Source organism: Escherichia sp. TC-EC600-tetX4, from assembly GCF_019356055.1.
Lineage (GTDB): Bacteria > Pseudomonadota > Gammaproteobacteria > Enterobacterales > Enterobacteriaceae.
The window spans coordinates 4,233,264-4,246,366 of record NZ_CP079924.1; the positions used below are offsets into that span (position 1 = coordinate 4,233,264).

General features: G+C 52.3%; 12 protein-coding genes. 5 read left to right on the forward strand and 7 right to left on the reverse strand.

The window, feature by feature from the left end; all coding sequences use genetic code 11:
• Positions 1-8: 8 nt before the first annotated feature.
• Positions 9-1,349 (reverse strand): maltoporin LamB, encoded by a 1,341-nt coding sequence (gene lamB / locus KXD89_RS20580; RefSeq protein ID WP_000973663.1) that lies wholly within the window; start codon positions 1,347-1,349, stop codon positions 9-11.
• Between the two features lie 71 nt (positions 1,350-1,420).
• Positions 1,421-2,536: a maltose/maltodextrin ABC transporter ATP-binding protein MalK gene (malK, locus tag KXD89_RS20585; protein WP_000179165.1), complete on the reverse strand. Its 1,116-nt coding sequence runs from the start codon at positions 2,534-2,536 to the stop codon at positions 1,421-1,423.
• Positions 2,537-2,900: 364 nt separating this feature from the next.
• Here malK and malE point away from each other — a divergent pair, with 364 nt between their 5' ends.
• From malE to xylE, 4 genes are all read left to right on the forward strand, one after another.
• Positions 2,901-4,091, forward strand: coding sequence for a maltose/maltodextrin ABC transporter substrate-binding protein MalE (gene malE, locus KXD89_RS20590; RefSeq protein ID WP_000695387.1), 1,191 nt, complete (start codon positions 2,901-2,903; stop codon positions 4,089-4,091).
• A 153-nt stretch (positions 4,092-4,244) separates the two neighbouring features.
• Complete coding sequence (gene malF / locus KXD89_RS20595) at positions 4,245-5,789, forward strand: maltose ABC transporter permease MalF (RefSeq protein ID WP_001297290.1); 1,545 nt, start codon at positions 4,245-4,247, stop codon at positions 5,787-5,789.
• A 14-nt stretch (positions 5,790-5,803) separates the two neighbouring features.
• Positions 5,804-6,694 carry a maltose ABC transporter permease MalG gene (gene malG / locus KXD89_RS20600; protein ID WP_001252058.1) on the forward strand — a complete coding sequence of 297 codons (891 nt, stop codon included), beginning with the start codon at positions 5,804-5,806 and terminating at the stop codon, positions 6,692-6,694.
• 371 nt (positions 6,695-7,065) lie between these two features.
• Positions 7,066-8,541, forward strand: a complete 1,476-nt coding sequence (gene xylE, locus KXD89_RS20605; protein ID WP_001097274.1) for a D-xylose transporter XylE — start codon at positions 7,066-7,068, stop codon at positions 8,539-8,541.
• Positions 8,542-8,584: 43 nt separating this feature from the next.
• Here the strand turns inward: xylE and psiE are convergent, their stop codons facing one another.
• Both psiE and KXD89_RS20615 read right to left on the reverse strand, forming a co-directional pair.
• Positions 8,585-8,995: a phosphate-starvation-inducible protein PsiE gene (psiE, locus tag KXD89_RS20610; RefSeq protein ID WP_000202902.1), complete on the reverse strand. Its 411-nt coding sequence runs from the start codon at positions 8,993-8,995 to the stop codon at positions 8,585-8,587.
• 125 nt (positions 8,996-9,120) lie between these two features.
• Positions 9,121-9,264, reverse strand: a complete 144-nt coding sequence (locus tag KXD89_RS20615; protein ID WP_000487766.1) for a hypothetical protein — start codon at positions 9,262-9,264, stop codon at positions 9,121-9,123.
• Here KXD89_RS20615 and KXD89_RS20620 point away from each other — a divergent pair, their 5' ends adjacent.
• Positions 9,265-9,543, forward strand: a complete 279-nt coding sequence (locus KXD89_RS20620) for a periplasmic protein (protein ID WP_001295279.1) — start codon at positions 9,265-9,267, stop codon at positions 9,541-9,543.
• A gap of 46 nt (positions 9,544-9,589) precedes the next feature.
• On the opposite strand, the gene KXD89_RS20625 is transcribed toward KXD89_RS20620, so the two are convergent.
• From KXD89_RS20625 to KXD89_RS20635, 3 genes are read right to left on the reverse strand one after another with little or no spacing between them, the layout of a single operon-like run.
• A complete protein-coding gene (locus KXD89_RS20625; protein ID WP_000745776.1) occupies positions 9,590-11,686 on the reverse strand; it encodes a YjbH domain-containing protein in 2,097 nt (698 codons plus the stop codon).
• On the reverse strand, positions 11,686-12,423 hold the full coding sequence (locus KXD89_RS20630) for a capsule biosynthesis GfcC family protein (protein ID WP_000595558.1): 738 nt from the start codon (positions 12,421-12,423) through the stop codon (positions 11,686-11,688). Before KXD89_RS20630 ends, KXD89_RS20625 begins: the two co-directional genes overlap by 1 nt.
• Entirely contained in the window at positions 12,420-13,058 is a 639-nt protein-coding gene (locus KXD89_RS20635; RefSeq protein WP_001295278.1) for a YjbF family lipoprotein, read from the reverse strand. Before KXD89_RS20635 ends, KXD89_RS20630 begins: the two co-directional genes overlap by 4 nt.
• Between the last annotated feature and the right edge of the window lie 45 nt (positions 13,059-13,103).

Consider the following 13,103-nt stretch of genomic DNA (forward strand, 5'->3'; position numbering starts at 1 on the left):
TTTTGCTATTACCACCAGATTTCCATCTGGGCACCGAAGGTCCACTCGTCGCTGTCGCCACGACCGAAGCTGCCGCCGTTGAAATCAGCAGGAACGGCTTTGCCGAAGTTCGCGTTGTTATCAGCGTTACCGGTGTAGTCGTAACCCCATTTCTCATCCCACTTGGCGTAGGTTGCGAAGACACGAATAGCCGGGCGTGACCAGATGCTGTCGCCAGCCTGCCATTGTTGTGCGAGGGTAATTTTGTACTGATTGTTCTTGTCGCCGGTGCGCTGGGATTCGACGTTGTCGTAGCCGATTTCCATCACGGTGCTCATGATTGGCGTCCACTTGTACATCGGGCGAATACCGACGGTCCACCACTTGGTGCCGTTGTCGTTATCCCAGTTGATATCCTGGTACATACCCACGTACATCATGTCCCAGTTGTCGCCCATGGAGATCGCACCGTGGTCGAGGATACGCAGCATGTGACCGTTGTTGTTGATATTGTAGGCAAATTTTTCGTTATCAAATGCAACGCCAGAACCCTGCGACAGCCCTTTACCCTGCGAGGTCATCGAGTCAGTAGCGTACTGAACAACAAACTTGTTAAAGCCCTTCAGGACACTCTGAGTATGTTCAGCAGTGAATAACCAGCCGTCTTTCGATGCGCCATCAACCAGACGATAGTTATCACGCAAGTTGGCACGACCGTAGTCGACACCCAGTTCTAATGTGCCGCCCGGGTTGATTTCCATCTGCGCTAAACGCACATCGAAAACGTCGTTCGCGGTTTCGTTGGTATAGTCATAAATATTGTTGCTGGCGAAAGAGGAAGAACCACCAGCTTCAGAGGAGCGGGTTGCTGCCAGAGAGAGTTTACCGAAGCCAACATCGATGTTTTCCAGACCGGCACCAGGACCAGAAATATCCCAGTAGTAGAAGTCGATCATATGAACGTCATGACGTTGGTAGAAGCGCTTACCTGCCCAGATGGTGGAGCCTGGCAGCCATTCGATCAGGTTTTTACCCTGCACGTTTGCTTCACGGAAGGCCGGATCGGTAGCTTCCCAGTCATTCTGTTGTGCGACGGAATAGGCCACGTTAGTGTCGAAATAGAAGCTCTTATCGCCCTCTTTCCACACTTCCTGACCCAATTTTAATTCAGCATAAGTTTCACATTCGTTGCCAAGACGGTATTTACTTTGAGCACCGGTAGTCTGGAAACACTGTTGTTCACCGCCGCTACCTGTCCAACCAATACCGGAACGTGCATAGCCGTGGAAATCAACAGCCATTGCCTGAGCAGACATTACGCCCGCTGCGACGGCAACCGCCAGAGGAAGTTTGCGCAGAGTAATCATCATTCTATCTCCTGAGTCATTGCTTTTCTTTTTTCACATCACCTGTGACAGGCTTTGTGTGTTTTGTGGGGTGCTTAAACGCCCGGCTCCTTATGCAGTCGACGACATGCAGTGCCATCCTCACGGAACAGATGGCAACGCTCTGGCGGCAGGCCGATAGCGAATGTGGCACCTTCTTCTACCAACACCACGTCGTTCTGGCGGTACACCAGGTTTTGACGAATGGAAGGGATCTGGATATGGATTTGAGTTTCGTTGCCGAGTTGCTCGACGACCTGAACTTCACCCTCAAGGATGACGTCAGCGATATCACTCGGCAGTAGATGTTCCGGGCGAATACCCAGCGACATATTGGCTCCAACCTGGACATCACGGCTTTCAACTGGCAGCCAGACTTGCTGACGATTTGGCATCGGCAGCTCCACCTGCACTTGATCGATTGCGGTGGCGGTCACTTTTACCGGCAGGAAGTTCATCTTTGGCGAACCGATAAATCCGGCGACAAAACGGTCTGCCGGATAGTGGTACAGCTCCAGCGGTTTCCCAACCTGCGCCACGCGACCGGCGTCCAGCACCACGATTTTGTCGGCCAGCGTCATCGCTTCGACCTGATCGTGGGTGACGTAAATCATTGTGCGGCCCAGGCGTTTATGCAGACGGGAGATTTCGATACGCATTTGCACACGCAGTGCAGCATCGAGGTTGGAGAGCGGTTCATCGAGCAAAAATACGCTTGGCTCGGCCACCAGCGTACGGCCAATCGCCACACGCTGACGCTGACCACCGGAGAGCGCTTTCGGTTTGCGATCCAGCAAATGCGCCAGTTGTAGCACTTCCGCCACCTGGTTAACGCGTTGGTTAATCACCTCTTTTTTTGCGCCAGCCAGTTTCAGGCCAAATGACATGTTTTCTGCTACTGACAGGTGGGGATAGAGCGCGTAAGACTGAAACACCATACCAACGCCGCGTTCTGCTGGCGGAGTGTCATTCATCCGTTTCTCACCGATGAACAGGTCGCCGCTGGTGATCGTCTCAAGCCCGGCAATCATGCGCAGTAAAGTCGATTTACCGCAGCCAGACGGTCCGACAAACACCACGAATTCACCTTCATGGATATCGAGATTGATATCTTTCGATACCACGACCTCGCCCCAGGCTTTCGTTACATTTTGCAGCTGTACGCTCGCCATGCCCTTCTCCCTTTGTAACAACCTGTCATCGACAGCAACATTCATGATGGGCTGACTATGCGTCATCAGGAGATGGCTTAAATCCTCCACCCCCTGGCTTTTTTATGGGGGAGGAGGCGGGAGGATGAGAACACGGCTTCTGTGAACTAAACCGAGGTCATGTAAGGAATTTCGTGATGTTGCTTGCAAAAATCGTGGCGATTTTATGTGCGCATCTCCACATTACCGCCAATTCTGTAACAGAGATCACACAAAGCGACGGTGGGGCGTAGGGGCAAGGAGGATGGAAAGAGGTTGCCGTATAAAGAAACTAGAGTCCGTTTAGGTGTTTTCACGAGCACTTCACCAACAAGGACCATAGATTATGAAAATAAAAACAGGTGCACGCATCCTCGCATTATCCGCATTAACGACGATGATGTTTTCCGCCTCGGCTCTCGCCAAAATCGAAGAAGGTAAACTGGTAATCTGGATTAACGGCGATAAAGGCTATAACGGTCTCGCTGAAGTCGGTAAGAAATTCGAGAAAGATACCGGAATTAAAGTCACCGTTGAGCATCCGGATAAACTGGAAGAGAAATTCCCACAGGTTGCGGCAACTGGCGATGGCCCTGACATTATCTTCTGGGCACACGACCGCTTTGGTGGCTACGCTCAATCTGGCCTGTTGGCTGAAATCACCCCGGACAAAGCGTTCCAGGACAAGCTGTATCCGTTTACCTGGGATGCCGTACGTTACAACGGCAAGCTGATTGCTTACCCGATCGCTGTTGAAGCGTTATCGCTGATTTATAACAAAGATCTGCTGCCGAACCCGCCAAAAACCTGGGAAGAGATCCCGGCGCTGGATAAAGAACTGAAAGCGAAAGGTAAGAGCGCGCTGATGTTCAACCTGCAAGAACCGTACTTCACCTGGCCGCTGATTGCTGCTGACGGGGGTTATGCGTTCAAGTATGAAAACGGCAAGTACGACATTAAAGACGTGGGCGTGGATAACGCTGGCGCGAAAGCGGGTCTGACCTTCCTGGTTGACCTGATTAAAAACAAACACATGAATGCAGACACCGATTACTCCATCGCAGAAGCTGCCTTTAATAAAGGCGAAACAGCGATGACCATCAACGGCCCGTGGGCATGGTCCAACATCGACACCAGCAAAGTGAATTATGGTGTAACGGTACTGCCGACCTTCAAGGGTCAACCATCCAAACCGTTCGTTGGCGTGCTGAGCGCAGGTATTAACGCCGCCAGTCCGAACAAAGAGCTGGCGAAAGAGTTCCTCGAAAACTATCTGCTGACTGATGAAGGTCTGGAAGCGGTTAATAAAGACAAACCGCTGGGTGCCGTAGCGCTGAAGTCTTACGAGGAAGAGTTGGCGAAAGATCCACGTATTGCCGCCACCATGGAAAACGCCCAGAAAGGTGAAATCATGCCGAACATCCCGCAGATGTCCGCTTTCTGGTATGCCGTGCGTACTGCGGTGATCAACGCCGCCAGCGGTCGTCAGACTGTCGATGAAGCCCTGAAAGACGCGCAGACTCGTATCACCAAGTAATGCTGTGAAATGCCGGATGCGGCGTGAACGCCTTGTCCGGCCTACAAAACCGAAACGTATGTAGGCCTGATAAGACGCGTCAGCGTCGCATCAGGCAGTTGTTGTCGGATAAGGCGTGAAAGCCTTATCCGTCCTGGAATGAGGAAGAACCCCATGGATGTCATTAAAAAGAAACATTGGTGGCAAAGCGACGCGCTGAAATGGTCAGTGCTAGGTCTGCTCGGCCTGCTGGTGGGTTACCTTGTTGTTTTAATGTACGCACAAGGGGAATACCTGTTCGCCATTACCACGCTGATATTGAGTTCAGCGGGGCTGTATATTTTCGCCAATCGTAAAGCCTACGCCTGGCGCTATGTTTACCCGGGAATGGCTGGAATGGGATTATTCGTCCTCTTCCCTCTGGTCTGCACCATCGCCATTGCCTTCACCAACTACAGCAGCACTAACCAGCTGACTTTTGAACGTGCGCAGGAAGTGTTGTTAGATCGCTCCTGGCAAGCAGGCAAAACCTATAACTTTGGTCTTTACCCGGCGGGCGATGAGTGGCAACTGGCGCTCAGCGACGGCGAAACCGGCAAAAATTACCTCTCCGACGCTTTTAAATTTGGCGGCGAGCAAAAACTGCAACTGAAAGAAACGACCGCCCAGCCCGAAGGCGAACGCGCGAATCTGCGCGTGATTACCCAGAATCGTCAGGCGCTGAGTGACATTACCGCCATTCTGCCGGATGGCAACAAAGTGATGATGAGCTCCCTGCGCCAGTTTTCTGGCACGCAGCCGCTCTACACACTCGACGGTGACGGCACGTTGACGAATAATCAGAGCGGCGTGAAATATCGTCCGAATAACCAAATTGGCTTTTACCAGTCCATTACCGCCGACGGCAACTGGGGTGATGAAAAGCTAAGCCCCGGTTACACCGTGACCACCGGCTGGAAAAACTTTACCCGCGTCTTTACCGACGAAGGCATTCAGAAACCGTTCCTCGCCATTTTCGTCTGGACCGTGGTGTTCTCGCTGATCACTGTCTTTTTAACGGTGGCGGTCGGCATGGTTCTGGCGTGTCTGGTGCAGTGGGAAGCGTTGCGCGGCAAAGCGGTCTATCGCGTCCTGCTGATTCTGCCCTACGCGGTGCCATCGTTCATTTCAATCTTGATTTTCAAAGGGTTGTTTAACCAGAGCTTCGGTGAAATCAACATGATGTTGAGCGCGCTGTTTGGCGTGAAGCCCGCCTGGTTCAGCGATCCGACCACCGCCCGCACGATGCTAATTATCGTCAATACCTGGCTGGGTTATCCGTACATGATGATCCTCTGCATGGGCTTGCTGAAAGCGATTCCGGACGATTTGTATGAAGCCTCAGCAATGGATGGCGCAGGTCCGTTCCAGAACTTCTTTAAGATTACGCTGCCGCTGCTGATTAAACCGCTGACGCCGCTGATGATCGCCAGCTTCGCCTTTAACTTTAACAACTTCGTGCTGATTCAACTGTTAACCAACGGCGGCCCGGATCGTCTTGGCACGACCACGCCAGCCGGTTATACCGACCTGCTTGTTAACTACACCTACCGCATCGCTTTTGAAGGCGGCGGGGGTCAGGACTTCGGTCTGGCGGCAGCAATTGCCACGCTGATCTTCCTGCTGGTGGGTGCGCTGGCGATAGTGAACCTGAAAGCCACGCGAATGAAGTTTGATTAAGGGAGATAACAAAAATGGCAATGGTCCAACCGAAATCGCAAAAAGCTCGTTTATTTATTACTCACCTGCTACTGCTACTTTTTATCGCAGCGATTATGTTCCCGCTGCTGATGGTCGTCGCTATCTCGCTGCGTCAGGGAAACTTTGCGACCGGCAGCCTGATCCCGGAGCAAATCTCCTGGGATCACTGGAAACTGGCGTTAGGTTTTAGCGTTGAACAGGCTGATGGTCGCATTACGCCACCGCCATTCCCGGTACTGCTGTGGCTGTGGAACTCGGTAAAGGTCGCCGGGATTTCCGCGATTGGCATTGTGGCGCTCTCCACCACCTGCGCCTACGCTTTCGCCCGTATGCGCTTTCCAGGCAAAGCGACGCTGCTGAAAGGAATGCTGATTTTCCAGATGTTCCCGGCAGTACTTTCACTGGTCGCGTTGTATGCGTTGTTTGATCGTCTGGGTGAGTACATTCCATTCATTGGCCTGAATACTCACGGCGGCGTAATTTTCGCGTATCTGGGTGGGATTGCGCTGCATGTCTGGACCATCAAAGGCTATTTCGAAACCATCGACAGTTCGCTGGAAGAAGCTGCTGCGCTGGATGGTGCGACACCGTGGCAGGCCTTCCGCCTTGTCCTGTTGCCGCTGTCAGTACCGATTCTGGCGGTGGTATTCATCCTGTCGTTTATCGCTGCCATTACTGAAGTTCCGGTCGCGTCGCTGTTACTGCGTGACGTAAACAGCTACACCCTGGCCGTGGGGATGCAGCAATACCTCAACCCGCAAAACTACCTGTGGGGTGACTTTGCCGCCGCTGCCGTGATGTCTGCATTACCGATCACCATCGTCTTCTTGCTGGCTCAACGCTGGCTGGTCAACGGCCTGACGGCAGGTGGTGTGAAAGGTTAAAGATGTTGTTCTGCCAATGTTATGCCGCTGCACCCTCAACTTACGTTATCCCAACTTGTGACTGTTATTCGGCGCTCCACGGAGCGCCTTTTTTTCTTTCGTCTGCAATCTGAATCGTTCGCCGGTTAATATTTCCATCATAGAGCTTATTATTTTTACGTTATTTGTTTTCCCACTTACGATAATTCTCTTTCGTGCTCTGAGTCACGGCAATAGTATTGTTTTTATCAATTTTGGATAATTATCACAATTAAGATCACAGAAAAGACATTACGTAAACGCATTGTAAAAAATGATAATTGCCTTAACTGCCTGACAATTCCAACATCAATGCACTGATAAAAGATCAGAATGGTCTAAGGCAGGTCTGAATGAATACCCAGTATAATTCCAGTTATATATTTTCGATTACCTTAGTCGCTACATTAGGTGGTTTATTATTTGGCTACGACACCGCCGTTATTTCCGGTACTGTTGAGTCACTCAATACCGTCTTTGTTGCTCCACAAAACTTAAGTGAATCCGCTGCCAACTCCCTGTTAGGGTTTTGCGTGGCCAGCGCTCTGATTGGTTGCATCATCGGCGGTGCCCTCGGTGGTTATTGCAGTAACCGCTTCGGTCGTCGTGATTCACTTAAGATTGCTGCTGTCCTGTTTTTTATTTCTGGTGTAGGTTCTGCCTGGCCAGAACTTGGTTTTACCTCTATAAACCCGGACAACACTGTGCCTGTTTATCTGGCAGGTTATGTCCCGGAATTTGTTATTTATCGCATTATTGGCGGTATTGGCGTTGGTTTAGCCTCAATGCTCTCGCCAATGTATATTGCGGAACTGGCTCCAGCTCATATTCGCGGGAAACTGGTCTCTTTTAACCAGTTTGCGATTATTTTCGGGCAACTTTTAGTTTACTGCGTAAACTATTTTATTGCCCGTTCCGGTGATGCCAGCTGGCTGAATACTGACGGCTGGCGTTATATGTTTGCCTCGGAATGTATCCCTGCACTGCTGTTCTTAATGCTGCTGTATACCGTGCCAGAAAGTCCTCGCTGGCTGATGTCGCGCGGCAAGCAAGAACAGGCGGAAGGTATCCTGCGCAAAATTATGGGCAACACGCTTGCAACTCAGGCAGTACAGGAAATTAAACACTCCCTGGATCATGGCCGCAAAACCGGTGGTCGTCTGCTGATGTTTGGCGTGGGCGTGATTGTAATCGGCGTAATGCTCTCCATCTTCCAGCAATTTGTCGGCATCAATGTGGTGCTGTACTACGCGCCGGAAGTGTTCAAAACGCTGGGGGCCAGCACGGATATCGCGCTGTTGCAGACCATTATTGTCGGAGTTATCAACCTCACCTTCACCGTTCTGGCAATTATGACGGTGGATAAATTTGGTCGTAAGCCACTGCAAATTATCGGCGCACTCGGAATGGCAATCGGTATGTTTAGCCTCGGTACCGCGTTTTACACTCAGGCACCGGGTATTGTGGCGCTACTGTCGATGCTGTTCTATGTTGCCGCCTTTGCCATGTCCTGGGGTCCGGTATGCTGGGTACTGCTGTCGGAAATCTTCCCGAATGCTATTCGTGGTAAAGCGCTGGCAATCGCGGTGGCGGCCCAGTGGCTGGCGAACTACTTCGTCTCCTGGACCTTCCCGATGATGGACAAAAACTCCTGGCTGGTGGCCCATTTCCACAACGGTTTCTCCTACTGGATTTACGGTTGTATGGGCGTTCTGGCAGCACTGTTTATGTGGAAATTTGTCCCGGAAACCAAAGGTAAAACCCTTGAGGAGCTGGAAGCGCTCTGGGAACCGGAAACGAAGAAAACACAACAAACTGCTACGCTGTAATCTTCCTGTCCAGCACGCCGCGCCATTTCGGCGTGCTGACTTTTTACTCCCGCTTCAGCCGTTTCGAATTACACAGCCACAGGGTGATCACCAGTAACAGGATCGCAGCCGAGTAGATCAACACATCCAGTGGCGATTTATGATCGACGATGATCAAGCGCACAATGGCGGTGATCCCAATATAGACAAAGTAACGTAGCGGGAAGTGAAAACCGGACTGAAAGTACTTCACAATCAGCGCGATAAATTCGAAATAGAGAAAGTAAACCACCAGTCCTTCTACCAGCTCATATTTGCTGGTTTGTTCTGGCGCGAACAGCACATCAGCCAGATGCACCGTTTCTTTGCCGAGGAAGACAACCAAAATCAGGCCGAGGCACAGCAGGCCAAGATTGAGTACGGTCTGCAAAATGGTGGAGATAAACTCCACGCGCGGACGAGAGAGTGACGTCATAGCAGTACCTCCTTCACAGTGGCGAGCTTCCTGTATAACGCAAAAATGTGACGGAGATCTATATTTTTTGTGTATGTTTTGTTCAACCTGGATTTGGAGCGCGCCTCCACCAAAGCCGGATATACCTACCCGTAGGCCGGATAAGCCGCGCCTGGCGGCGCATCCGGCAAGACAAACCGCACCAAAGCCGGTAATTCAAAAATCACCCATTCAGGTGATTCCCAGCCACCAGCAATGCGCGAAAAATCGACAATGTTCCTCTGGAACAAATGAAACGTAACCTGATAAAGGTGGTAAAAATGAAGCCTTATTTTGCTGCTTTGATGTTATCAGTCTCTGTTCTTCCTGCTTATGCTGGTCCGCTCGGTACTGCTGATAAAGCCGACCTACCGCAAAGCAATGTCTCCAGCCCAATGATGGCCCAGTCGCTCAGGCAACCAGACCTGCAACCGATATCGACGGACAGGAAGACAGAATGTTTTCGCCTTTACACACCAGATCGCAAACCGGGAGTGAACTGCGTTCCTGATGGCTCGACAGGCCATTAAGAATGAAGGTGCCAGTGAGTGCGAAAACTGGCACCTTTCCCATGACTTAGCGGAAATTGACGCTACGGTCGCTGGTCATGTCATACAACTGGAACTTACGCCCAAGTTGCTGACCACCGTCACGCGTCAGCGGCGTCCAGCCAATCGCCGCACGGCTGCGTGTCGGGCCAGACGAGAAGAGATCCAACGGTACCGAGACATACACGCCTTTGGTGAAGTCCCCTTCGCCGTACTCCTCTTTCGAAACATTAGTGATCGTGGCATAGCCACCCACCACCACGCCGCTATCAAAGCGTTTGGCGATCTCCAGCGTGCCGCCTTTATCCCCTGCCAGATACTGCCCGACGCTGGCTTTAACTAACACATCCTGAGCGAAAGATGGCGTCCAGTAGGCGGTCAGATGTCCGGTTTTCACGCTGTAGTCGGTGAATTTCATCATATCTTTTGCACTACGCCAGTCGCGCTGTTTAACGTAGTTGGCATCCAGACCAAACGCCCAGTTGCTGTCCAGCGGGCGATACAACACTTCTGCCCCCGCACCGCCAAACATGGTTTCGAGATAACCACCGTAGACCTGACCGTAGAAGCCGTTGCCCAGATGCTGGAAGTAGTTGGCTTGCAGGTTATTCACATAGACATCGTTCTGCACATACTCGCGCACATGGGTACGCACGCGCGGTAAGTGCGAGTCCTGCGGAGGATTAGTGTAGTTAAACTTGTCGTAGTTGTTGGCAAGATTTGCAAACAGGCTGCCGGTGGTCAGCAGATGGTCCGTCAGCCACAAATCTGCCGTTCCCATCACGCCCAGCTGATACATGTAAAAGTTTTCCGGGCCACCGACCGACTGGTTCAGCACCGGATCGATATGGAAATCAAAGCGTGATTTGTCGATATACCAGCCCTGCTCGGTGGACTGCGGAACCACTGGCTCGACGCGTTTTTGCGCCAGCGTCGTTTCGTGGCCCAACGGCTCTCCGGCGAGATGATTTTTCAGGCTGGCGACATCGGTTTCCGTCGTCACCTGCGGCATGTTAAGGCGATTTTCCGTAATGCGGATCGTTTTGATCCCATCCGGCAGATCGTTCATCACGATCCGATTCGCACGGATGATCCCTTCGCGCGAATCACGATATTTCACCTGCTCGCCGGTAACATACAGCGTATCGCCTTTCGCCTGGATCTGTGGATCGGCAAGTCCGGCATTGTATTTCAACAGCGTTAACTGATTCGCCACCACCGAATGCTGCAAAATGGCATCCTGCGGCTGCGGTTGATATTGCGGGCGGGCGTTATCGTTGTAAGACGGGCGCAGATCGTTAAAGTTGGTGCGCAACGTAACGCCAAACATAAAGGTGTTGCCACGTTCATAGCTAAGGTTAACGTCGGCCCAATCGGTAACGCGATAAATCGCACCGACGTTAAACTTACTTTTTTGCTCCAGCTTCCCGGCAAAATCCTGCTGATAATTATTGCCTTCATACTCCAGTTTCAGGCGCAGCGGTTGCCAGGGCGTCTGGTATTCCACGCCGCCAAACAGTGAGGCAGGACCGTGGAACATCTGGCTACCGTCGATAGATCCCGCCTGTTTGTAGCTGTTATCGCGATAGCAATATTTATCACTGGCTGAACAGAGCGGATTTTTCACATTACCGCTGGTGCCCAAATACCCCCAGCCCAGGCCGAGCGTAAAATCGAACGGCCCCCAGGCTTTGCTGGCAACAAGATATTCCGCATCAAACAGCCCCGTACCGCCGATATCCCGCGCACCAACCGCCACTTGCGGCAGCCAGTAACTCTCTTCCCACAAACGCAGTTTGAGATCGAAGGCTTTATCTTTATACGTTTGATCGCCAGAGAACGCTTCGACGCTGCTGTACTGCCGGGTGCGCACGTCGGTGTAGCGCAGCGTTGTTTCCAGCCACGGGAAGAGTTGCACTGAAGCTGAGTAATAACGGTACTGATCGTTATCGCGATAGTTCAGACTCAACTCCCCTTCCCGTGCCATACGCGCGGTGGGCGTTTGTAATAATCCTACGCCACCGAAATCCGACTGCGACGGACCAATGGGCGCAGGATATGTTTCGCCGTAGCAAGCTGTGCTAATGCCCAGCGCCAGTAAGCTAAGCAGATGTCTTTTTTTCATTATTGAGGTATCCGCTGCGTCAGAGTCTGAAGAATGTCGGCGTTAAGGGCATCAGGCGTCTCACTCCAGACGGAGTCCGCGAGGCCAACATAAATAATGCTGCCGGGCATCGGCTCTACGTGACGCTTGTTCCAGTAAGCCACCGGCGCTTTTTGCGTGCGTCCGTCCGGGTAAACCACCCACGCGTAGCTGCGATCCGCACCGCTGAGCAGGCTCTGGTCAGAGAGATAGCTCGCCACGTCGCGACCTGGAGTGAATGGCTGCTTGCCAGGACGGCTGATAAGCCCGAACAACGTGACCGTGGACGGCGGTGGTCCGACCCACAGCGTGTAGTTGCCCTGCAACGGCGGGTTACCGCGTTCGGCAACGCGGACGATATCGGGATCAAGATTGATTTTTTGCCTGCCCGTCACTTTCAACGCCTGAATTTGCTGGCGTAAGGCGTTAATCGCAGCGGCATCGTCGGCGCTGGAATCTGCGCCCTGTTCTGCCAGCCGTGTCAGCAACGCCTGCTGCTGACGCAATGCTGCCGCCGTTGCCAGCTCTTCGCTAATCACCGCACCGGGCCACCAGCTGTTTGCCAGCCGCGGTTGGCCTACCAGATCGATTAAATGCTCTGCGCCCGTTAGCGTTTTGGCCTCACTGCTGCCATTGCTGAACACCTTGACGGTTCCTGCCGCGAAGACCGATGACGCTCCCACACTCAAAAGCAACGCGACAATAGTTTGTTTAATCATTGTTTTGCCGCCTTGATGAGAGTGGTTTTCACCGGAAAATAATCCGCGCCGAGATACTGTTCCGACTGGCGAATTTGCCCTTCGCTGTCGATCCAATAGCGGTTATGCCAGCGCGCCTGGTCGGTGGAGACTTCTTCGTCCAGCACGCGAACCGGGGTTTCATCGCTGCCGACTTTGACGGTATCGGTGCCATCCCATTTGAAGACTGAGCGTGCGGTGGCGTAGCGTACCTGCTGGTACTCGGTCCAGCCCATCGTGCGCGTCCAGCTTGCGCCATCAACGATTTGTGCGGGTTTAATCAGCGGGTCGGCAGCAAGGTTATTCACTTCAATCAGGTTGTCGCCGCCGAGCAGAGTCTTCACCAGACGGCCATGTTGGGTAACGAGAGTAGCCTGATCCTGAGTGACCCATTTTTGTTGTCCGTCTTCAGCGAAGGCCAGCACCACAAATAACTGCGGCCCGCCATTAAGCTGCATGTACTGGCTGGCGTAGGGCATATTTTGAATATCATCATCCGTCAGCTGTACGCCTGGCGTGCCGAACAGACTGTCCCACAGTGAATTGCCCAGCTCTTTAGTCGTGGCTGAACAGGCCTGTAATAACAGGCAGATAAGAATGAGTGCAGGTCGCTTCACGACTCTTCTCCAGAGGGGCAGAATAACCACACCGGAGTGTGGTTA

Coding starts and splice junctions, on each gene's coding strand:
- lamB (WP_000973663.1), bottom strand. CDS start 1,349: ATGATGATTACTCTGCGCAAACTTCCTCTGGCGGTTGCCGTCGCAGCG.
- malK (WP_000179165.1), bottom strand. CDS start 2,536: ATGGCGAGCGTACAGCTGCAAAATGTAACGAAAGCCTGGGGCGAGGTC.
- malE (WP_000695387.1), top strand. CDS start 2,901: ATGAAAATAAAAACAGGTGCACGCATCCTCGCATTATCCGCATTAACG.
- malF (WP_001297290.1), top strand. CDS start 4,245: ATGGATGTCATTAAAAAGAAACATTGGTGGCAAAGCGACGCGCTGAAA.
- malG (WP_001252058.1), top strand. CDS start 5,804: ATGGCAATGGTCCAACCGAAATCGCAAAAAGCTCGTTTATTTATTACT.
- xylE (WP_001097274.1), top strand. CDS start 7,066: ATGAATACCCAGTATAATTCCAGTTATATATTTTCGATTACCTTAGTC.
- psiE (WP_000202902.1), bottom strand. CDS start 8,995: ATGACGTCACTCTCTCGTCCGCGCGTGGAGTTTATCTCCACCATTTTG.
- KXD89_RS20620 (WP_001295279.1), top strand. CDS start 9,265: ATGAAACGTAACCTGATAAAGGTGGTAAAAATGAAGCCTTATTTTGCT.
- KXD89_RS20625 (WP_000745776.1), bottom strand. CDS start 11,686: ATGAAAAAAAGACATCTGCTTAGCTTACTGGCGCTGGGCATTAGCACA.
- KXD89_RS20630 (WP_000595558.1), bottom strand. CDS start 12,423: ATGATTAAACAAACTATTGTCGCGTTGCTTTTGAGTGTGGGAGCGTCA.